The 20,969-nt window shown below is 62.4% G+C and carries 21 protein-coding genes and 3 tRNA genes; 18 read left to right on the top strand and 6 right to left on the bottom strand.

The window, feature by feature from the left end:
* Positions 1 to 93: 93 nt before the first annotated feature.
* Entirely contained in the window at positions 94 to 432 is a 339-nt protein-coding gene (locus tag ACFE72_RS09450) for a P-II family nitrogen regulator (protein WP_074832548.1), read from the bottom strand.
* A gap of 350 nt (positions 433 to 782) precedes the next feature.
* Between ACFE72_RS09450 and ACFE72_RS09445 the strand changes: the two genes are divergently transcribed.
* Entirely contained in the window at positions 783 to 2,282 is a 1,500-nt protein-coding gene (locus ACFE72_RS09445) for an NAD(P)H-hydrate dehydratase (RefSeq protein ID WP_375412822.1), read from the top strand.
* 37 nt (positions 2,283 to 2,319) lie between these two features.
* On the opposite strand, the gene ACFE72_RS09440 is transcribed toward ACFE72_RS09445, so the two are convergent.
* From ACFE72_RS09440 to ACFE72_RS09430, 3 genes are read right to left on the bottom strand one after another with little or no spacing between them, the layout of a single operon-like run.
* Positions 2,320 to 3,030: an enolase C-terminal domain-like protein gene (locus ACFE72_RS09440; protein ID WP_375412821.1), complete on the bottom strand. Its 711-nt coding sequence runs from the start codon at positions 3,028 to 3,030 to the stop codon at positions 2,320 to 2,322.
* Positions 2,940 to 3,401 carry a hypothetical protein gene (locus ACFE72_RS09435; RefSeq protein ID WP_375412820.1) on the bottom strand — a complete coding sequence of 154 codons (462 nt, stop codon included), beginning with the start codon at positions 3,399 to 3,401 and terminating at the stop codon, positions 2,940 to 2,942. The genes ACFE72_RS09440 and ACFE72_RS09435 overlap by 91 nt, the downstream gene beginning before the upstream one ends.
* Positions 3,402 to 3,410: 9 nt before the next feature.
* Positions 3,411 to 4,733, bottom strand: a complete 1,323-nt coding sequence (locus ACFE72_RS09430) for a multicopper oxidase family protein (RefSeq protein ID WP_375412819.1) — start codon at positions 4,731 to 4,733, stop codon at positions 3,411 to 3,413.
* A gap of 148 nt (positions 4,734 to 4,881) precedes the next feature.
* Between ACFE72_RS09430 and ACFE72_RS09425 the strand changes: the two genes are divergently transcribed.
* The 6 genes from ACFE72_RS09425 to ACFE72_RS09400 all read left to right on the top strand — a co-directional run bounded on the left by ACFE72_RS09425 (position 4,882) and on the right by ACFE72_RS09400 (position 11,987).
* A tRNA-Leu gene (locus tag ACFE72_RS09425) sits at positions 4,882 to 4,966 on the top strand.
* A 178-nt stretch (positions 4,967 to 5,144) separates the two neighbouring features.
* Entirely contained in the window at positions 5,145 to 6,506 is a 1,362-nt protein-coding gene (gene tig / locus ACFE72_RS09420; RefSeq protein ID WP_375412818.1) for a trigger factor, read from the top strand.
* 249 nt (positions 6,507 to 6,755) lie between these two features.
* A complete protein-coding gene (locus ACFE72_RS09415; RefSeq protein ID WP_375412817.1) occupies positions 6,756 to 7,388 on the top strand; it encodes an ATP-dependent Clp protease proteolytic subunit in 633 nt (210 codons plus the stop codon).
* A 422-nt stretch (positions 7,389 to 7,810) separates the two neighbouring features.
* Positions 7,811 to 9,085 carry an ATP-dependent Clp protease ATP-binding subunit ClpX gene (gene clpX / locus ACFE72_RS09410; RefSeq protein WP_375412816.1) on the top strand — a complete coding sequence of 425 codons (1,275 nt, stop codon included), beginning with the start codon at positions 7,811 to 7,813 and terminating at the stop codon, positions 9,083 to 9,085.
* Positions 9,086 to 9,366: 281 nt separating this feature from the next.
* Positions 9,367 to 11,793: an endopeptidase La gene (lon, locus tag ACFE72_RS09405; protein WP_375412815.1), complete on the top strand. Its 2,427-nt coding sequence runs from the start codon at positions 9,367 to 9,369 to the stop codon at positions 11,791 to 11,793.
* 117 nt (positions 11,794 to 11,910) lie between these two features.
* Positions 11,911 to 11,987: transfer RNA gene (locus ACFE72_RS09400), tRNA-Val, on the top strand.
* A 38-nt stretch (positions 11,988 to 12,025) separates the two neighbouring features.
* Here the strand turns inward: ACFE72_RS09400 and pepT are convergent.
* Together pepT and ACFE72_RS09390 are read right to left on the bottom strand one after the other, a co-directional pair.
* Positions 12,026 to 13,279: a peptidase T gene (pepT, locus tag ACFE72_RS09395; protein ID WP_375412814.1), complete on the bottom strand. Its 1,254-nt coding sequence runs from the start codon at positions 13,277 to 13,279 to the stop codon at positions 12,026 to 12,028.
* A gap of 91 nt (positions 13,280 to 13,370) precedes the next feature.
* The gene (locus ACFE72_RS09390) at positions 13,371 to 13,670 is read right to left on the bottom strand and encodes an HU family DNA-binding protein (protein ID WP_375412813.1); all 300 of its coding nucleotides are present in this window, start codon (positions 13,668 to 13,670) and stop codon (positions 13,371 to 13,373) included.
* Positions 13,671 to 13,886: 216 nt separating this feature from the next.
* Here ACFE72_RS09390 and ACFE72_RS09385 point away from each other — a divergent pair.
* From ACFE72_RS09385 to nuoF, 11 genes are all read left to right on the top strand, one after another.
* A tRNA-Asp gene (locus tag ACFE72_RS09385) sits at positions 13,887 to 13,963 on the top strand.
* Between the two features lie 371 nt (positions 13,964 to 14,334).
* Positions 14,335 to 14,700 carry an NADH-quinone oxidoreductase subunit A gene (locus tag ACFE72_RS09380; RefSeq protein WP_375412812.1) on the top strand — a complete coding sequence of 122 codons (366 nt, stop codon included), beginning with the start codon at positions 14,335 to 14,337 and terminating at the stop codon, positions 14,698 to 14,700.
* A complete protein-coding gene (locus ACFE72_RS09375; protein WP_375412811.1) occupies positions 14,691 to 15,314 on the top strand; it encodes a NuoB/complex I 20 kDa subunit family protein in 624 nt (207 codons plus the stop codon). Before ACFE72_RS09380 ends, ACFE72_RS09375 begins: the two co-directional genes overlap by 10 nt.
* Positions 15,315 to 15,328: 14 nt before the next feature.
* Positions 15,329 to 15,580: a hypothetical protein gene (locus tag ACFE72_RS09370; RefSeq protein ID WP_375412810.1), complete on the top strand. Its 252-nt coding sequence runs from the start codon at positions 15,329 to 15,331 to the stop codon at positions 15,578 to 15,580.
* Positions 15,577 to 16,182 carry an NADH-quinone oxidoreductase subunit C gene (locus ACFE72_RS09365; protein WP_375412809.1) on the top strand — a complete coding sequence of 202 codons (606 nt, stop codon included), beginning with the start codon at positions 15,577 to 15,579 and terminating at the stop codon, positions 16,180 to 16,182. Before ACFE72_RS09370 ends, ACFE72_RS09365 begins: the two co-directional genes overlap by 4 nt.
* A gap of 3 nt (positions 16,183 to 16,185) precedes the next feature.
* Positions 16,186 to 17,382 carry an NADH-quinone oxidoreductase subunit D gene (locus tag ACFE72_RS09360; protein ID WP_375412808.1) on the top strand — a complete coding sequence of 399 codons (1,197 nt, stop codon included), beginning with the start codon at positions 16,186 to 16,188 and terminating at the stop codon, positions 17,380 to 17,382.
* Entirely contained in the window at positions 17,379 to 17,687 is a 309-nt protein-coding gene (locus tag ACFE72_RS09355; RefSeq protein ID WP_375412807.1) for a hypothetical protein, read from the top strand. Before ACFE72_RS09360 ends, ACFE72_RS09355 begins: the two co-directional genes overlap by 4 nt.
* Positions 17,687 to 18,652, top strand: coding sequence for an FkbM family methyltransferase (locus tag ACFE72_RS09350; protein ID WP_375412862.1), 966 nt, complete (start codon positions 17,687 to 17,689; stop codon positions 18,650 to 18,652). The genes ACFE72_RS09355 and ACFE72_RS09350 overlap by 1 nt, the downstream gene beginning before the upstream one ends.
* A gap of 15 nt (positions 18,653 to 18,667) precedes the next feature.
* Positions 18,668 to 19,423, top strand: a complete 756-nt coding sequence (nuoE, locus tag ACFE72_RS09345) for an NADH-quinone oxidoreductase subunit NuoE (RefSeq protein WP_375412806.1) — start codon at positions 18,668 to 18,670, stop codon at positions 19,421 to 19,423.
* Complete coding sequence (locus ACFE72_RS09340; protein ID WP_375412805.1) at positions 19,420 to 19,623, top strand: hypothetical protein; 204 nt, start codon at positions 19,420 to 19,422, stop codon at positions 19,621 to 19,623. Before nuoE ends, ACFE72_RS09340 begins: the two co-directional genes overlap by 4 nt.
* 17 nt (positions 19,624 to 19,640) lie before the next feature.
* Positions 19,641 to 20,966 carry an NADH-quinone oxidoreductase subunit NuoF gene (nuoF, locus tag ACFE72_RS09335; RefSeq protein ID WP_375412804.1) on the top strand — a complete coding sequence of 442 codons (1,326 nt, stop codon included), beginning with the start codon at positions 19,641 to 19,643 and terminating at the stop codon, positions 20,964 to 20,966.
* The last annotated feature ends 3 nt before the right edge of the window (positions 20,967 to 20,969 follow it).

Raw genomic sequence — 20,969 nt, 5'->3', positions numbered from 1 at the left:
CGTCGTGGACGGGAGGTCGCAAGCGAGACGAGGCCGCTAAAAGCAGCCTCACGATAGCGTCTTGAAGGCGTGAAACGTCGGATAGCACCCGGCTCAGATAGCGTCCAGCCCGGATTCGCCGGTCCGGATGCGGATGGCTTCCTCGATATTGGAGACGAAGATTTTGCCGTCGCCGATGCGGCCGGTCTGGGCCGCGCGCCGGATCGCGTCGATGGCTTTCTCGACCAGGTCATCTGATATCACGATCTCGATTTTGACCTTGGGCAGGAAATCCACGATGTATTCGGCGCCGCGGTACAGTTCGGCATGCCCTTTCTGCCGGCCGAAGCCCTTAGCTTCGGTCACGGTGATGCCCTGCAGTCCGACCTCCTGAAGCGCTTCCTTCACCTCGTCGAGCTTGAACGGCTTGATGATGGCCTCGATCTTTTTCACTGAGCGCCTCCCCGGGCATTTCCCTATTTCAGACCGCACTGTGCGGCGCGCGATAGCCTGTCCTGGACCTCACACCGGGCTGCATGCGGCGCGCAAGCCCGATAAATCGCGTCGATGCGACGGAACCAGACGTCTTCCCCAAAAGCAGGGTCCATGCCAAGTTGGGAAGCAGCTGATTTCGAACGTTATCAGGTCATTAAACGTGCCCGGTGTGAACCATGAGGCAATATCAGATATAGCCGGGCCCGCATAATAGGCAAACAGGTCAATCTGTATGCAGTATTGGCCGCCGACGCACCGGACGCGGAGGAAATTGCCTTCGGATAAGGCGCTTTAATCCAGGAACAGGCATGGACGTCCTCACCACCGCCGAGATGGAGCACGCCGACCGCCTGACGGTGGCGGCGGGAACGCCGGGCTTCGCCTTGATGCTTCGCGCCGGCCAGGCCGTGGCGGAAGCCGCCATGGACCTGGTGGAGCAGGGGGCAATTCTCGTCGTCGCCGGGCGCGGCAACAATGGCGGCGACGGATTTGTGGCGGCAACCGAGCTGGTGGCGCGGGGCCGGTCCGTCTCCGTCATCCTGCTCTGCGATCGCGACACGTTGCAGGGCGATGCGGCGCTCGCCGCGCGCGGCTGGAAAGGTCCAGTGCTGCCATGCAGGACCGAGGCGATCGGCGCGCCGGCGCTCATCATCGACGCGCTGTTCGGCGCCGGCCTCAATCGCGCCGTCAAGGGCGATCCGCGCGACCTGATCGAGGCCATCAACGCCAGCGGCGCCCCGGTGCTCAGCGTCGACCTTCCGAGCGGCGTCAACGGCACGACCGGCGCGGTGATGGGCGTCGCGGTGCGCGCTACCGAGACGATCACCTTCTTCCGCCGCAAACCGGGACACCTGCTGCTGCCGGGACGGGTTCACTGCGGCCGGGTGCGCCTCGCCGATATCGGCATCGAGGCCGGCGTGCTCGATGAAATCCGTCCCGCCACGTTCGAGAATGTCCCGCAGCTCTGGCGTGGCGCGTTTCCGGTGCCGAGCGTCGACGGCCACAAATATGCCCGCGGCCATGCCATCGTGGTATCCGGCGAACTCGCCTCCACCGGCGCCGCCCGGCTTGCCGCGCGCGGCGCGCTGCGGGCGGGGGCAGGACTGGTCACGCTGGCGTCGCCGCGAAACGCGCTTGCGGTCAACGCCTCGGCGCTCACCGCGGTCATGGTCCGCGCGGTCGACACCACAACCGAGTTTGCAGACTGGCTGGCGGACAAACGCTTGAACGCATGCGCGATCGGCCCCGGCGCCGGGGTGGGCCGGCGGACCCGGGAATTTGTCCTGGCGGCGCTGACGGCCAAACGCGGTGTGGTGCTCGACGCCGATGCGCTCACGAGCTTTGCCGATGCGCCGGATCGGCTGTTCGAAGCGATCGGACCGGGCATCGGATCGCAGGTCGTCCTGACGCCGCACGAGGGTGAATTTCCGCGTCTGTTCAGCGACATGAGCAACAAGCATCCGCTTCGCTCCAAGCTGGAGCGGGTCAGGGCCGCGGCCGAACGCTCCGGCGCCGTCGTCCTGCTCAAAGGGCCCGACACCGCGGTGGCGTCGCCGGACGGCCGCGCCGCGATATCGGCCAATGCGCCGCCATGGCTCGCCACCGCCGGCGCCGGCGACGTCCTGACGGGAATGATCGCCGGATTGCTGGCGCAGGGCGTCCCGGCGTTCGAGGCAGCCTGCATGGGGACGTGGATGCACGGCGAGGCCGGCAGCGAGGCGGGGCCCGGCCTGATCGCAGAGGACCTGCCGGAGGTGCTGCCGGCCGTGCTCCGGCGTCTCTACGACGGGTTCGGCATCGCCTATTGAGTTGCCGCAAAATGGCCGCCAGTCCGCCGCAACGGAATCACAACCGATATTTCGCCACTGCGGTCTCGTCCCAGCACAGTCCGAGGCCGGGTCCGCGCGCCGTGACCGCGCCGTCCACGATCTCGATCGGTTCGGCCAGAATGGCGCGGCCGAGATCGAGAACTTCGAGCCAGTGCGCGGTCGGCGTCACGGCGAGCATGTGGGCGCTGGCTTCGGCGAACAGGTGGCTCGACATCGGAATTGAAGCAGCCTCGGCCTGGGCCGCGACCCGCATGAAGCCGGTAACGCCGCCGACTTTCATCAGGTCCGGCATGATGAAATCGCTCGCTCCGGCGCTTATCGCTTCGGCAAAACCGCGCGGAAACCACCAGTTCTCGCCCGATTGAATGGAGATCGGCGATGCCGAGCGAACCTGGGCGTGGCCCTGCAGGTTTTCCTGCGCAACGGGCTCCTCCACCCAATGCAGATCGTAAGGCGCAAGCCGGGCGATGCGGCGGATCGCCTCGGCGGGATCGAGCGACTGGTTGAAGTCGATCATCAGCGCGACGTCGGGACCGATGATGCCGCGCACGGCCTTGACGACGCGCGCGTCATTGGCGGCATCGCCGTCGCCGCCCTTGATCTTGATGCCGCGAAAACCCTGCTCGATCGAACGCTTCAGGTCTTTCTCGTCGGCCACCGGATCGACGACGCCGTAACTGTCATACGCCGGGATCGGCCGCGCCGACCCGCCCAGCAATTCGGCCACTGGCCGATTTGCGGCTTGTCCCAGCGCATCCCAGAACGCATGTCGAGACCTGAAACGGCCATGCCGACCAGCCCCTGCCATCCAAGCAACCGAAACTTGGCGTCCATCCGGGCCATCACATCGAACGGAGCTATGGCCTGCCCGGCGAGATCGCCGCCGATGCCCTCGACCAGATGCGCCAGCGGCGCAAGCATCATTTTGGTGTAAGCAAAGATATAAGAATGACCGGTGATCCCTTGATCTGTTTCAACGTCGATCAGCACCAGCGGCGCAGCTTCGATGACGCCGAAGGCGTTCTTGACCGGCCTTGCGATCGGCGCGACGACGGCCCTGGCTCTGACGCTGCGGATCGCCGGAATGGCTGCGCTCATGCTGGCTCCTCACTCGACACTATACCATCGCACGCGCCGCGGTGCCGCCCAGTTCGTCGCGACCGATTCGATCAGCCATCGGCCGGCAGTTTCGGCAGCGAAGGCGATGCGCTGGGTTTGTCCGGCGGCAATGACGAGCGTGTCCAGCCAAAACGGCTTCCAGCCGTCGTCGAGCCGGTCCAGCAGGCGGAAATGGTGGCCGTGCAGATGGAAGACGGTCGGGCTGTCGGCGCCACTGGTTAACGCCAGCACGACAGTGCGGCCGGGTTTCGCACGAAAGGCCGGCGTGCTCGCGACGGAAAAATTGACCGGCATGCGCCAGTCGGCGGGCGATCCAGTGCCGCCCAGGATCAGGTCGACGCGCAGTGCGTTCCTGAGGTCGAGCTGCGCCGGAAGTCCGTTGGATGGCAACGGCGCCGCGGGCGGCAATGGCCCGGTCCGGAGCGGCGCGGCCGCGGAATACACCAGCCGGCCGATCGGGCGGGTTTCAGTGCCGTCGTGCAGCAGGATGGACGAGGTCGAGCCGGGCGGCAGGATCGTATCGACGAAGGCGTCGATCCGCGTTCCCGGCGCCAGCACCAGTTGTCCGTTGCGCGCGAGGAACGGTTCGGACGGCTGGCTGTCGATGGCCATTACCTGAAGATTATGATCCTCTATTTTCAAAGCAATTATATCACGTTGACACGCATTGATGAAGCGAAGTCTCAGGCGCGCATTGGCGCTCGTCGCGATGTCCTGCGAGGCGTTTCCGTTGACCGTATAGAGTGGCGTGGCATCCGTTGCGTCGCTGCCTGGCGCAACAGCGCTGCCATCGGGCCGGAGCCGCCAATCCTCGATCAGGACGATCTCGTCCCGGTCGACCGCGACGGGCTCATTCTCCCGGACGACGAATGCACGCACCGGCGAAGGAAGGGCCAGGTTGTCGCCGAGCGAGCGGAGGTCGCATAGGAAGGTTCCGGCATGGCGGAGCGGCATCGGGAACGTGTCGCTGCTGCCGGGCGCAAGAGGGGGCCGCGCTGCAAGCGGTTCGGCTGCCGCCACGCCGTCGATGCCGCGCCAGCTAAGTACCACGGGCACCGGCAGTTCATTTCCCAACGTCACGTCGAGCTGATCTCCGCGCCTGAAGCGCATGCCGGTCTCCGGCCCCTGAAGCAGCCATACCGGCGTATCCGGCCGCCCTGGATGCAAGACGGCCGCGCCTGGCCTCGCCCGCAGCATCACAGCCGTTCGCTGCTGGGCGACGGCTCGCGGTAGCATCGCGGGGACCAGAATGGAGGTGCCGAGCCCGGCCAGGAGGCCGCGACGGTCGAGCTTGAAATCCCGATCTGTCATGGCTGATGCGGACCATTTTGCGCTGGAAATGTCCAGCTATCGGTTGCTGGGTCCCGGAACGACCGATAGCCATTTTTTTGCTGCGAACCGGTGGGCACATGTTATACAGCCGCCGCCCGCGGCATCGCGGCCGGACATGGTGTTGCTTGCGGGCGTGGCGGAACTGGTAGACGCGCTGGATTTAGGTTCCAGTGACGAAAGTTGTGGGGGTTCGAGTCCCTCCGCCCGCACCAGGCGCTGACGGCGTTTGCGGATGACGAATTTCCGGAAGGACATGTTTCCGAACGGGCAAGCTGCCCAAAGGAAAGGGTCCGCCGAGCCACCGATGCAGGCCTTAACGCCTTGCGTCGAACAGATTGACACCGACCCCGGCCGTCGAGCCGGACCAAGCCTGGGAAGAAGACCAACGCCATGCAAGTCACTGAAACCCTCGCCGAGGGATTGAAACACGAATTCCAGATCAGCGTTCCGGCCTCGGACCTCGACGCCAAGGCCGACGCCCGCCTGGTCGATCTCAAGGACAAAGTCCGCCTCAACGGCTTCCGTCCGGGCAAGGTTCCGGTCAGCCATCTCAAGAAAGTCTATGGCCGCTCGGTGATGGCTGAAACCGTGGAGCAGACGATCCGCGACACCAATACGAAGCTATTCACCGAACGCGGCTTCCGCCTTGCGACCGAGCCGAAGGTCACCATGCCCACGGAAGAAAAGGCGGTCGAGGATATCCTCACCGGCAAATCCGACCTTACCTACACTGTTTCCATCGAAGTCGTGCCGGTGATCCAACTCGCCGACTTCAAGGGTTTTAACGTCGAAAAGCCGGTCGCCGACGTCACCGATGCCGATGTCGATCAGGCCATCAAACGCATCGCCGACCAGAACCGCGGCTACGCCGCGAGGGACAGCGGGGCGAAGGCCGAAAACGGCGACAGGGTCACGGTTTCCTTCAAGGGCTCCATGGGCGGCACGCCGTTCGATGGCGGCACCGGCGAAGATATTCAGGTCGTGATCGGCTCCAACACCTTCATCCCGGGCTTTGAGGAGCAACTGCTCGGCATGGCGGCCGGTGAAACGCGCACGCTGAATGTTACATTTCCGAAGAACTATACCAACCTCGAACTTGCCGGAAAGCCGGCGGAGTTCGAAACCACCGCTACCCTGGTCGAAGCGCCGCAGGACACCGCGATCGACGACGCGTTCGCCAAAACCCTCGGTCTGGAGTCGCTCGACAAGCTGAAAGAAGCCGCGCGCGGGCGGCTGACTGCGGAGTTCGCCGGTGCCACCCGGCAGCGCGTCAAGCGCATGCTGCTGGATCGTCTCGACGAGGCCCATCGCTTCGAAGCGCCGCCATCGCTGGTCGATGAGGAGTTCAACCTGATGTGGAATTCGATTCGGGCCGAGATGGAATCCGGCGGCAAGACCTTTGCCGACGAGGAAACCACGGAAGAAGCCGCCAGGGAAGAGTACCGCAAAATCGCCGACCGCCGCGTCCGGCTGGGCCTTGTGCTCTCCGAAATCGGCGAAAAGAACAAGATCACGGTCACGGACGACGAAGTCAGCCGGGCGGTGATCGAACGTGCGCGGTCGATGCCGGGCCGCGAAAAGGAGGTCTGGGAGTACTATCAAAAGAACGCAAATGCGTTGGCCCAGCTTCGCGCCCCGATCTACGAGGACAAGGTCGTCGATTTCATCCTCGAACTCGCCACCGTGACCGAAAAGAAGGTGACGCGGGAAGATCTCTACAGGGATGATGACGCGGAGAAATCTGCCGCCTGAGCGCGTCATGGACGTCGAGGGGAAGGACTGAAAGCGGGCCGGCGCCGCTATGCGCCGCTATGCCAGCTTCGGCGAATCGGCTTCAACGGGGCCAATCCGGCACGAGACCGTCGTGGCCTTGTTAGCGCTCGATTGGCCCATATCTGTACGCTCTGTTAAGTCTGCATCACACGACATTCGTCCGCACCGGGCAATTCGACTCCGTTCCAGCGTGCCGGTGGATGTTCGCCTCCAACCCTAGGGTGACTAATGCGCGATCCGGTGGAAACCTACATGAACCTCGTGCCGATGGTGGTTGAGCAGACCAACCGCGGCGAAAGGGCCTACGACATTTTTTCGCGCTTGCTGAAAGAGCGCATCATCTTCGTCACCGGTACGGTCGAAGATGGCATGGCGACCCTGACGGTGGCGCAGCTGCTGTTTCTCGAAGCCGAGAATCCGAAGAAGGAAATCTCGATGTACATCAACTCGCCGGGCGGCGTGGTGACGTCGGGGCTGGCAATCTACGACACCATGCAGTTTATCCGGCCGCCGGTTTCCACGCTGTGCACGGGTCAGGCCGCATCGATGGGGTCGCTGCTGCTCGCCGCGGGCCACAAGGATATGCGGTTTTCGCTGCCGAATTCGCGCATCATGGTGCACCAGCCCTCCGGCGGCTTTCAAGGCCAGGCCACCGATATCATGCTCCATGCGCAGGAAATCCTGAACCTGAAGAAACGGCTGAACGAAATTTACGTGAAACACACCGGCCAGACCTATAAGGCGATCGAGGATGCGCTGGAACGCGACAAGTTCCTCACGGCGGAAATGGCCCGCGACTTCGGCATCGTCGACAAGGTCATCGACAAGCGTTCCGAAGAGCCGACCGCCAAAACACCGTAACCGGCGGTAAGTCGGTCACGACAGCCGCGGAACCCGGATTTTGCAGCAATGGCGACGTCGCAGGGACGGTTATGCCCGCCGAACCCCGCGAAAGTTCCGCTTTCGTGCTCTTGAAGCGGCGTGGCAATCGCGCAACGCTGGGCTGATTTCGCTATCTGGCTCGCACATCGGCGGCAAATCACGCTATTGTCACGATATCGGGCCTTCCGACGATTAGCGAATTCTTGATAGTCGGCTGGCACCATGGTTCGCTAAGTCCGGCTGGGTACTATATCGGGAGATTCGAGTTAGCCGCGATTCGGGCGGCACATAGAGAACGGGGTCTTTTCTGGTACGGATTTTGCTCTATCTACACGTATTACCGGCAAGTTCCGGAATGGGGCGATCGAGCGTACGAGATCGAACTGCGGACGGAGACGAGAATGAGTAAGGTTGGCACGAGCGACTCGAAGAACACGCTGTATTGCTCGTTCTGCGGCAAGAGCCAGCATGAAGTCCGCAAGCTGATTGCGGGACCAACCGTATTCATCTGCGATGAGTGCGTCGAACTGTGCATGGACATCATTCGCGAGGAGAACAAGTCCTCACTCGTGAAGTCGCGCGACGGGATTCCGACACCGAAGGAAATCTGCAAGGTGCTGGACGATTATGTGATCGGACAGAGCCACGCCAAGAAAGTGCTCTCGGTCGCGGTCCACAATCACTACAAGCGTCTCAATCACCAGACCAAGCATAACGACGTCGAGCTCGCGAAGTCGAACATCCTGCTGATCGGGCCGACCGGATCGGGCAAGACGCTGCTGGCGCAGACGCTGGCGCGTATTCTCGACGTGCCGTTCACCATGGCGGATGCGACGACGCTGACCGAAGCAGGCTACGTCGGCGAGGACGTCGAAAACATCATCCTGAAGCTGCTGCAGTCCGCCGACTACAATGTCGAGCGTGCCCAGCGCGGTATCGTCTACATCGACGAAATCGACAAGATTTCGCGCAAGTCCGACAATCCCTCGATCACGCGGGACGTGTCGGGCGAGGGCGTGCAGCAGGCGCTGTTGAAGATCATGGAAGGAACGGTCGCGAGCGTGCCGCCGCAGGGCGGTCGCAAGCATCCGCAGCAGGAGTTCCTGCAGGTCGACACCACCAACATCCTCTTCATCTGCGGCGGCGCGTTCTCCGGCCTGGAGAAGATCATCTCCGCACGCGGCCGTTCCACCTCGATCGGCTTTGCCGCGCAGGTGCTGGCGCCTGAAGATCGCCGCACCGGCGAAATCTTCCGCCATGTCGAGCCCGAAGATCTGCTGAAGTACGGCCTGATTCCGGAATTCGTCGGACGCCTTCCGGTGGTGGCCACGCTCGAGGATCTCGATGAAGCTTCGCTGAAGAAGATCCTGACCGATCCGAAGAATGCGCTGGTGAAGCAGTATCAGCGGCTGTTCGAGATGGAGAACATCGAACTGACGTTCGCCGACGAGGCGCTCGGGGCGGTCGCGCGCAGGGCTATCGAGCGCAAGACCGGCGCGCGAGGCCTGCGTTCCATCCTCGAAAGCATCCTGCTCGAAACGATGTTCGACCTTCCGGGCCTGGAGGGCGTCGAAGAAGTCGTGATCTCGCGTGAAGTGGTGGAGGGGACCGCGCGCCCGCTCTATATTTACGCCGATCGTTCAGACCGTACCGCCGAGAGCAGCGCCAGCGCCTAGAGCTTGATGATTGGGCCTGAAAGCAGACTCGACTACCTCTCCCTGGGAGGCGTGCAGGATCGCGTTGTATCGGATTCATGGGCTTTTTTGGTGACTTGACACCCCCATGCCCGATAGCCACCTAATGCTGTCGGCGATGAATTCCTATCAAGATTCGCCGGCAAACGATCCGGATGAGTGGAGCCCGACACGGCCGAACGAGCCGGATACTCTCGGCACCTTGTGGCGGTTGCGCGGAATTGCGGGCTGCGTGCAAGGGGGCACAACAAAAGGACCAGGCCATGACTACCCCCAAATCGCGGCCATCTATCGTTCCCGGCGAAAGCCACTCGTATCCGGTACTGCCGCTTCGCGACATTGTCGTGTTTCCGCACATGATCGTGCCGCTGTTCGTAGGCCGCGAGAAATCGATCCGCGCCCTCGAAGAGGTCATGAAGAACGACGCGCTGATCATGCTCGCCACGCAGAAGAACGCGTCGGACGACGATCCGAGCCCGGAGTCGATCTATGAAATCGGCACGCTGGCCAGCGTGCTGCAACTGCTGAAATTGCCCGACGGCACCGTCAAGGTGCTGGTGGAAGGCCTTGAGCGTGCGAAAGTCGAAAAATATTCCCCCCGCACCGACTATTACGAGGCCACAGCGGTGGCGCTCGCCGACACCGACGCGACCTCGGTCGAAGCGGAAGCGCTCGCGCGCTCCGTCGTGTCGGATTTCGAAAGCTATGTGAAGCTGAACAAGAAGATCTCGGCCGAAGTGGTCGGAGTGGTTCAAGCCAAGACCGACTTCGCCGAACTCAGCGACGCCGTCGCCGCGCATCTTGCAGTCAAGATCGCCGATCGGCAGGCGATCCTGGAAACGCTGTCCGTCACTGCGCGCCTGGAGAAGGTGCTCGGCCTGATGGAGAGCGAGATCTCTGTGCTGCAGGTTGAAAAGCGGATCCGCTCGCGCGTCAAGCGCCAGATGGAGAAGACCCAGCGCGAATATTATCTCAACGAGCAGATGAAGGCGATCCAGAAGGAGCTCGGCGACGACGAAGGCCGCGACGAGCTCGCGGATCTGGAAGAGAAGATTGCTAAGACCAGGCTGTCCAAGGAAGCCCGGGAGAAGGCGCAGCACGAACTGAAGAAGCTGCGCCAGATGTCGCCGATGTCCGCGGAAGCCACCGTCGTGCGCAACTATCTCGACTGGTTGCTGTCGATTCCGTGGAACAAGAAGTCCAAGGTCAAGAAGGATCTGGTCGCAGCGCAAACGACGCTGGACGACGATCACTACGGGCTGGAGAAGGTCAAGGACCGCATCGTCGAATATCTCGCCGTGCAGTCGCGCGCCAACAAGCTGACCGGCCCGATCCTGTGTCTGGTCGGTCCTCCCGGCGTCGGCAAGACCTCGCTTGGCAAGTCGATCGCAAAGGCGACCGGCCGGGAGTTCGTACGGGTGTCGCTGGGCGGCGTGCGCGACGAGGCCGAGATCCGCGGCCACCGGCGCACCTATATCGGTTCGATGCCCGGCAAAATCATCCAGTCGATGCGGAAGGCGAAAACCTCCAACCCGCTGTTCCTCCTGGACGAGATCGACAAGATGGGCGCCGATTTCCGTGGCGATCCGTCGTCGGCTTTGCTCGAGGTTCTGGATCCCGAGCAGAACTCGACGTTCAACGATCACTATCTGGAAGTCGACTACGATCTTTCCAACGTGATGTTCATCACGACCGCGAATACGTTGAATATTCCGGGCCCGCTGATGGACCGCATGGAGATCATCCGGATCGCCGGCTATACTGAGAACGAGAAGGTCGAGATCGCCCGCAAGCATCTCATCCCGAACGCGATCGCCAAGCACGGTCTCGATTCCAAGGAATGGTCGATCGACGACGACGCTTTGTTGCTGATGATCCGGCGTTACACCCGCGAAGCCGGCGTGCGTAACCTCGAACGTGAGCTTTCGACACTCGCGCGCAAGGCGGTGAAGGAGCTGATGATTTCCAAGAAGAAATCGGTCAAGGTGACGGCGCAGTCGCTGGAAGAGTTCCTCGGCGTCCCGAAGTACCGCTATGGCGAGATCGAGACCGACGATCAGGTCGGGATCGTCACGGGGCTGGCGTGGACCGATGTCGGCGGCGAGTTGCTCACGATCGAAGGCGTCATGATGCCCGGCAAGGGCAAGATGACGGTCACCGGTAATCTGCGCGACGTGATGAAGGAGTCGATTTCGGCGGCGGCGTCCTACGTGCGCTCGCGCGCGGTCGGCTTCGGCATCGAGCCGCCGCTGTTCGACAGGCGCGACATCCACGTCCACGTCCCGGAGGGTGCTACTCCGAAGGACGGACCGTCGGCGGGCGTCGCGATGGCGACCGCGATCGTCTCGATCATGACCGGTATCCCGGTTAGGCACGATGTTGCCATGACCGGCGAGATCACGCTGCGCGGACGGGTGCTGCCGATCGGCGGCTTGAAGGAGAAGCTGCTGGCTGCCGCGCGCGGCGGCATCAAGACGGTGCTGATCCCGGAGGACAACGCCAAGGATCTCACGGAGATTTCCGATGCGATCAAGGGCGGCATGACCATCATTCCGGTCGCACGTCTCGACGACGTGGTCTCAAAGGCCCTGGTACGGCCGCCGGTGCCGATCGTCTGGGAAGAGGACACCAAGGTGCCGGTGAAGCCCGACGCCGCCGACGAGGCGGCGGGCGGCCTGACGGCGCATTGAACGGTCAGAGATCAATCACAACGGCGGCGCCCTTCGGGCGCCGCTTTTTTATGGACCCGCTACATCTCCATGTGCGGCTTGCACGATGGGTCACAGCGGCGCTAAACAGAAGGCTGAGGGCGGTTAGCTCAGCTGGTTAGAGCATCTCGTTTACACCGAGAGGGTCGGCGGTTCGAATCCGTCACCGCCTACCAGCCTTCGCTTCTCACGAGCTTCGGCTTGGCTAGCCGCCTTACGCACGCTCTTCACAGACCATCGCGAGATGCACAATCGCCCGCACCGCGGCCTCCATGTCCTGCACACTCACCCATTCGGTGCGCGAGTGGAATGCGTGTTCGCCGGCGAAGATGTTGGGGCAGGGCAGGCCCATGAAGGACAACCGCGAGCCGTCGGTGCCGCCGCGGATGCTGGTTTTGACGGGCGTGAGCCCGGCGCGGCGGATGGCTTCCATGGCATGGTCGATGATCTCGGGGTGACGATCGATCACCTGCTTCATGTTGCGGTACTGCTGCTTGACGTCCATCCGGTAGGATGAACGCGGAAAGCACTTCATCACGTCCTTGACGATGTTTTCCAGCAGGGCTTCCTTCTCCTGCAAGCCCTCGTCGGTGAAATCGCGCACGATCAGGCTCAGCGTTGCTTTCTCCAGCGTGCCGGACAGGGCGATCGGGTGCAAAAAGCCCTGCTTGCCTTCCGTGGTTTCCGGCGAACAGGTGTGTTTCGGAAGGCGCTCGACGATGGCCGCTGCGATCTTGATGGCGTGCTCCATCCTGCCCTTGGCAAAGCCGGGATGGGTGCTGACGCCTTCAATCACGATCGTGACGCCGTCCGCGGAGAAGGTCTCGTCCTCGATATTTCCGGCGGTTTCCCCGTCGATCGTATAGGCGAAATCGGCGCCGAGCTTTTTCAGGTCAACCCGGTCGACGCCCCTGCCGATCTCTTCATCGGGGGTGAACAGGATCTTGATGGCGCCGTGCTTCAGCTGCGGATTGTGAAGCAGAAACTGCGCCGCATCCATGATTTCGGCGACCCCGGCCTTGTTGTCGGCGCCGAGCAGGGTGGTGCCATCGGTGGTCACGATATTGTTGCCGATCTGACTTTTCAGTGCGGGATTGTCGGCGACGCGGATCACCTGCGTGGGGTCGGCCGGCAGCACGATGTCGCCGCCGCGGTAATTCTGCACGATTTGCGGCCGCACGTCCCTGCCGGTGCAATCCGGCGAGGTGTCCATGTGCGCGCAGAAGCAGATGACGGGGACGCGCTTGCCGGTATTGGGGGGAATCGTCGCATAGACGTAGCCATGGGCGTCGAGATGCGCGTCGCCGATCCCCATCTCGCGCAACTCCTTGACGAGCAGGGCGCCGAGGTCTTTCTGTTTTTCGGTGGAGGGGCAGGTGGGCGAGGCGGGATCCGACTGGGTGTCGATGACCGCGTAGCGCAGGAAACGCTCGGTGACGGTGTGGGTGAACGTCAGAGCTGAGGCCACAGTCAAATCACCGCATAAAAACGTACGTCACTCCGGAGCTACCTAAGCGGTACCCCGGAATGACGCAATGTCGCGATCGGAAATTTGTCTATCAGACGGCTTCTTTCAGCTCCTTGGCGGCGCGGAACGCGACCTTCTTGCTGGCCTTGATGTGAATCGCTTCTCCGGTGGCGGGATTGCGGCCCATGCGGGCGGCGCGCTTGCGCACCTGGAGAATGCCGAGGCCGACGATGCGGATGCGCTCGCCCTTCTTCAGGTGCTTGGTGATCCGGCCGACCAGGTCGTTCAGAATGGCTTCCGAGCTCTTCTTCGACAACTCATGCTCTTCCGACAGTGCTGCTGCGAGATGCTTGAGCGTGACGGTGGTCGGGGTCGCTGCTTTCTTCGCCATAATTGGCCCTCCTCGTTGTTGATGGCTTAGGAACCTAAGACATAGCAGGCCTTAAACGATTCGGGGGGGCGCTGCCTATGCTGTTTCACCGGTAAACAGGGGATTATTTGCATCGACGGTGCAAAAACGCCCGTGGGCTAAGGGGATTTGCAACAACCTTGACTTGGAAAGGTCCCGCCTTTAAGTCCTGACCCCTGTGCGGATAGATCGGCATCCGCGGGAGTAGCTCAGTTGGTTAGAGCGCCGCCCTGTCACGGCGGAGGCCGCGGGTTCGAGTCCCGTCTCTCGCGCCAGTCTTTCAAGCACCTGGTGCCTGGTGTCGGCGCGCTTTCCTGCTCTGGATATTTCGACCTCCGCTGTGCGCAACTACAGCTTGCCGTTAGCCTGCGCGTCAATCTTAACATCCTGCATCGCGCGGCCGGGCTGCCTTCGCCGGGCTGCTCCGCCTTTGCCGGGCTCCTTCCGCGCCACGGCCTGTATAAATCAGGACCGAGCAAGCTCGACCGGCAACCGATGCACCCGACCGCCCTGTTCCACCCTCCGGGGCTGAAACAACCCCTCAAAATAGCTTGTCTTGCGCCTCTTGTTGCGCTGCGCTAAGCCTCAGAACAATTCCAATCTAGCGAATCTGCGGACGCGAAAAGTCGCTGAAAAGGCATCGCCGATGAACGGCATCTTGCAAAATTACCTTCCACTCGTGGTGTTTATCGGCATCGCAGCCGTTATTGGCGCGGTCTTGCTGATTGCGCCCTTCATCGTCGCGTTCCGGCAGCCCGATCCGGAAAAGCTGTCGGCCTATGAATGCGGGTTCAACGCTTTTGACGATGCCCGCATGAAGTTCGATGTGCGGTTCTATCTGGTGGCGATCCTGTTCATCATTTTCGACCTCGAGGTGGCGTTCCTGTTTCCGTGGGCAGTGGCGTTCGGGAAGCTGGGAGCGACCGGCTTCTGGTCGATGATCGTATTCCTCGGCGTTCTCACCGTCGGCTTCGCCTATGAATGGAAGAAGGGTGCGCTCGAATGGGATTGAGTCCGGTTTCCAGCTCAGGTCAACCAACGCCCTCGCGGCATCCGGTAGGCGCGCAGCCGCTCGTGGCCCCGGCCGCGACCGGTATTCTCGATCCGTCCACCGGCCGGCCGGTCGGCGAGCGCGACTCCTATTTCCTCGAGGTCAACCACGAACTTTCGGACAAGGGTTTTTTCGTCACCGCCACCGATGACCTGATCACCTGGGCGCGCACCGGCTCGCTGATGTGGATGACCTTCGGGCTTGCCTGCTGCGCGGTTGAGATGATGCAGATGTCGATGCCGCGTTACGATGCCGAGCGCTTCGGCTTTGCCCCGCGCGCCTCGCCACGGCAGTCCGACGTGATGATCGTGGCGGGCACGCTGACCAACAAGATGGCGCCGGCGCTGCGCAAGGTCTACGACCAGATGCCGGAGCCGCGCTACGTCATTTCGATGGGTTCATGTGCCAATGGCGGCGGCTACTATCATTACTCCTATTCGGTGGTGCGCGGCTGCGACCGCATCGTGCCGGTCGACATCTATGTGCCGGGCTGCCCGCCGACCGCGGAAGCGCTGCTGTACGGCGTGATGCTGCTGCAGAAGAAGATCCGCCGCACCGGCACGATCGAACGCTGAGACTGGAGGATCGTATGGTTGAACCGGCGGACATGATCCTTCCTGTGTTGCAGGAGATGCGCGCGGAAACAAAAGATCGTTTCTTGGCGGTCGACGGCCGATTTGACAGGATTGAAACTAGACTCCAGAAAATGGACGAGGCTGTTCTCACATTTCGTCATGCGCTTACGGGCGATAGTTTACCGGGCAAACTCGTGACGGGTGCGTTTGAGGCCCGGATCGAACGGCATGAAAAGAAGATGCGCGAGTTCGAGGGGCGGTCATGACTGATCTTGCCGGGCTCGGGGCGTCCATAGAGGCCGGGCTGCCGGGCGCCGTAACCGGTCATTCCGTCGCGTTCGATCAGCTCACCGTAACGGTCGAGGCGTCGAAGATCGTCAACGTCGTGCGCTTCCTGCGCGACGACCCCGGCTGCCGCTTTGTCAGCTTCATCGACGTCACCGCGGTGGATTATCCCGGCCGCGAAAAGCGCTTCGACATCGTCTATCTGTTGCTGTCGCCGACGCTGAACCAGCGCATCCGGCTGCGCGCCGAAGCGTCCGAGACCACGCAGGTGCCGTCGATCATCGAGATATTTCCCGGCGCCGACTGGTTCGAGCGCGAGTGCTACGACCTCTACGGCGTGATCTTCACTGGCCATCCCGACATGCGCAGAATCCTTACGGACTACGGCTTTGACGGCCATCCCTTGCGCAAGGATTTTCCGCTGACCGGCTTTGTCGAGGTCCGCTATGACGACCAGGAGAAGCGCGTCGTCAACGAGCCGGTGAGGCTCAACCAGGAATACCGCAAATTCGATTTCCTCTCTCCCTGGGAAGGCGCGGATTACCGGATTCTGCCGGGCGATGAGAAGAGAAGCGGCGGATAGCGAATGGCGAGTGGCGAACACAACCTGCGCAACTTCACCATCAATTTCGGTCCACAGCATCCGGCCGCGCACGGCGTGCTGAGACTGGTACTGGAGCTGGACGGCGAAGTCGTCGCCCGGGTCGATCCGCATATCGGCCTGTTGCATCGCGGCACCGAGAAGCTGATCGAGCACAAAACCTATCTGCAGGCGATCCCGTATTTCGACCGGCTCGATTATGTCGCGCCGCTCACCCAGGAACACGCATTCTGTCTCGCCATCGAAAAGCTTCTGGGCATCGCCGTGCCCCGCCGCGGCCAACTGATCCGCGTGCTGTATCACGAGATCAGCCGCATCCTGTCGCATCTGCTCAACGTCACCACGCAGGCCATGGACGTCGGCGCGCTGACGCCGCCGCTGTGGGGATTCGAGGAGCGCGAAAAGCTGATGGTGTTTTATGAGCGCGCCTCGGGCAGCCGCATGCACGCCAATTATTACCGCCCGGGCGGCGTGCATCAGGACCTGCCGCCAAAACTGATCGACGACATCTACGCCTGGTGCGATCCGTTTCTGCAAGTGGTGGACGATCTCGAAACCCTGCTGACCGGAAATCGCATCTTCAAGCAGCGCAACGTCGATATCGGCGTGGTTACCCTTGCGCAAGCCTGGGAATGGGGCTTTTCCGGCGTGATGGTGCGCGGCTCCGGGGCGGCATGGGATTTACGCAAGGCGCAGCCCTACGACTGCTATGCCGAGATGGATTTTGACATTCCGGTCGGCAAGAACGGCGACTGCTACGACCGCTACTGCATCCGCATGGAAGAGATGCGCCAGTCGGTGCGCATCATGAAGCAGTGCATCGAAAAACTGCGGGCGCCGGACGAGCAGGGGCCGGTCGTGGTCGAAGACAACAAGATCGTTCCGCCGCGCCGCGGCGAGATGAAACGCTCGATGGAAGCGCTGATCCACCACTTCAAGCTCTACACCGAGGGTTTTCACGTGCCCGCCGGTGAGGTCTATGTCGCGGTCGAGGCGCCGAAGGGCGAGTTTGGCGTCTTTCTGGTCGCCGACGGCAGCAACAAGCCGTACAAATGCAAAATCCGCTCGCCCGGCTTTGCGCATCTGCAGGCGATGGATTTCATCTGCAAGGGGCACCTCTTGGCCGACGTCTCCGCGATTCTCGGCTCGCTCGACATCGTGTTCGGAGAGGTCGACCGGTGAAATTGAAACGCCTCGCGGCCGGAGGAGCAATCGCGCTGTTGAGCGGAACGGCAGCGGCCGGGCCCAATCCGGACCAGTGCAGCGAAGTTGAATTCGATCCCGGACCGTGCGCTGAAAAATTAAAGGCGAACGGATGGAGCCATGAATTCACGCTTCCGGCCAGAACCGCCGATGCCGGCATGAACTACGACGTCTGGCGTAACAAGCGCGATGCGATGTTGTGTTTGACATATTGGGGCCGAGGAAAACACACGACGATGACCTGCAATCGATTGGACGCGATCATGCCCGAGGTGGATCGGTGATTTCCACGCAGCCGCCGATCCAGTTTGACCGCGCCTCCGGCGTGCTCGTGGGCGCCAACCCGTGGGAACGCGTCGCCGCGCTGGCGCTGGCGGCGGGTTCGAAAGTGGCGTCGAAGTTTTCGCATCGCGGCTACAATGGCTGCGCCAATCTGTTGCGCAAGACGCTGCCCGAGCGCGATATCGCCATCAAGCTCAATCCCGATGCCGTGTTCGAGTTTCCCTATGGCGACGGCTACTGGAGCAAGCTGCTCAATCGCTCCTTCTCCTACGAAGATGAGCTGGAACTGCTGTTTCGCGATTCCGCCGATGTCGATTACACGCTGCTCGATTGCGGCGCGAATTACGGCTACTGGTCGGTGCTGGTTTCCAGCGCGCCCTATGGTTCGCACCGGGCGATCGCGATCGAGCCGTCCTCGCAAAATTTCACCAAACTGGCCAACAACGCCAAAATCAACGGCGGCCGGTTCGAGGCGATGAAATGCGCCATCGGTACGGCGCGTGGTACCGCGCGGCTGTCGGGCACCAAGCACGAGGCCTTCAGCATTGCCGGCGACGCGAGCGCAGGCGGCGAGGAAGTGCCGGTGATCGCGCTCGACGACCTGCTTGACGACGGCAAGATTTCTGCGGACGGAAAATACCTGATCAAGCTCGACGTCGAGGGCGTCGAAATCGAGGCGATCAAGGGCGGCACACGGCTGCTGCAGGGCGACTCCGTTATCCTGTGCGAGGAACATGGCAACGATCCCCACCACTCGGTTTCGCGCTACATCCTCGAACAGACGCCGTTGAAACTCATCGTTTACGATCCGCGCAGCGGCCGGTTTGAAACCGTGACCGAGCTGTCGATTCTGGATCGGATCAAGGTGTCGAGCCATGTCGGTTACAACGTGCTCGGCACCGCCAGCGCATTCTGGGAAAGCCGGGTTCACAGCCTGAATGCCAGCGCCACGCGCCGCGCTTACTAGAGAGACCGAACGACAATGTCCGTCCGCCGCCTGGCACCAAAGCACCAACAGCCCGCGAACTTCATGTTCACCGCGGAAAACCTCGCTTGGACGAAGCAGCAGATCGCAAAATTTCCGCCGGGCCGGCAGGCGTCCGCGGTGATCCCGATTCTGTGGCGCGCGCAGGAACAGCACGACGGCTGGGTTTCGGAAGCGGCGATCCGCGCAGTCGCCGATCTGCTGGAAATGCCCTACATCCGGGCGCTGGAAATTGCGACTTTCTATACGATGTTCCAGCTCCAGCCGGTGGGCAGGAAGGCCCATATCCAGGTCTGCGGCACAACGCCATGCCGGTTGCGCGGCGCCGAACACCTGATCGAGGCGTGCCGGCAGCGAATTCATCACGACCCGTTCCATCTGTCCGAGGACGGGAACTTCAGCTGGGAAGAGGTCGAATGCCTCGGCGCCTGCGTCAATGCGCCGATGGTGCTGATCTGGAACGACACCTACGAAGACCTGACCGAAGAGAGTTTTGCCAAGGTGCTGGATGGTTTTGCCGCCGGCAAGCCGCCGAAACCGGGACCGCAGAACGGCCGGCAGTTCTCGGCGCCGGAGGGCGGGCCGACGACACTGACGAACGGCGGTAGCGAAGCAAAAAATACCGCGGGGGCGCCGAAAGGGCCGGTGCTGACCGACGCCGAATCCAAGAAGCCGGGGGCAGCGGCCAACGTGCACGAGCGGCCTGCGCCGAAACCGCCGGGCGACGACGCGACCCGCAAGGATCCGCCATGAGCGGTGGCGACACCAGGAGGAGCGGCGCAGCGATGCCTAAAAACTGGCGCTACATTCTGCTTCACGCGGCGGCGGCGGCGGCATTCATTTTCCTGCTGCAGCGCTATGGCCTGAGCGCGACGCTTGAATCCAGCCTGTTGTGGGCGATCGTGTTCGCGGGCTGCGCCGCCGGGCTCGCTTACTCGCAAACCAATCGCTGACCGGAAGGCTTCACGTCATGCTCGACGACAAGGACCGCATCTTCCGCAATCTCTACGGCCTCGAGGACTGGGGGCTGGAGGGCGCGCGCCGCCGCGGCGCCTGGGACGGCACCAAGGCGATCATCGACAAGGGCCGCGACTGGATCATCAACGAGATGAAGGCGTCGGGCCTGCGCGGCCGCGGCGGGGCGGGATTTCCGACCGGACTGAAATGGTCGTTCATGCCGAAGCAATCCACCGACGGCCGACCGAGCTATCTGGTGGTAAATGCCGACGAGTCCGAGCCCGGCACCTGCAAGGATCGCGAGATCATGCGGCACGATCCGCACCTGCTGGTCGAGGGCTGCCTGATTGCGAGCTTCGCGATGGGGGCGCACGCCTGCTATATCTATGTGCGCGGCGAATTCATCCGGGAGCGCGAGCATCTGCAAGCCGCGGTCGACCAGGCCTACGAGGCAAAGCTGGTCGGCAAGGACAATATCAACGGCTGGCCGTTCGACATTTACGTCACCCACGGCGCCGGCGCCTATATCTGCGGCGAAGAGACCGCGTTGCTGGAAAGCCTCGAAGGCAAGAAGGGAATGCCGCGGCTGAAGCCGCCGTTTCCGGCCAATGTCGGTCTCTACGGCTGTCCGACAACGGTCAACAATGTGGAATCGATCGCGGTGGCGCCCGATATCCTGCGGCGCGGAGCGGCGTGGTTCGCCGCCATCGGCCGGCCCAACAATGTCGGCACCAAACTGTTCTGCATCTCCGGTCATGTCGAGCGGCCCTGCAACGTCGAAGAAGCCATGGGCATTCCGTTCCGCGAACTGATCGAGCGCCATTGCGGCGGCATCCGCGGCGGCTGGGACAATCTCAAGGCCGTGATCCCCGGCGGCTCCTCGGTTCGCATGGTGCCGGCCGATCAGATCATCGACACGCCGATGGATTTCGACAGCCTCGGCAAGCTGCGCTCCGGCCTCGGCACCGCCGCCGTGATCGTGATGGACAAATCCACCGATTTGATCCGCGCCATCGCGCGCATTTCCTATTTCTACAAGCACGAGAGCTGCGGCCAGTGCACGCCGTGCCGCGAGGGAACCGGATGGATGTGGCGGGTGCTGACCCGTATGGCCGAAGGCCGCGCCCACAAGCGCGAGATCGACATGCTGATGGAAGTGACGAAGCAGGTCGAGGGCCACACCATCTGCGCGCTCGGCGACGCTGCGGCGTGGCCGATCCAGGGCTTGATCACGCATTTCCGTCACGAGATCGAAGCCCGCATCGATGAGTATTCGCGGAAAGCGGACGTGGACGATGCCGGCATTCTCGATCCCGCGCATATGGTCGCGGCGGAGTAAATC

The sequence above is a fragment of the uncultured Bradyrhizobium sp. genome, assembly GCF_964252615.1.
GTDB lineage: Bacteria > Pseudomonadota > Alphaproteobacteria > Rhizobiales > Xanthobacteraceae > Bradyrhizobium.
Note: the sequence above shows the minus strand (reverse complement) of the source record. Positions and strands in the feature narration are given on the sequence as shown.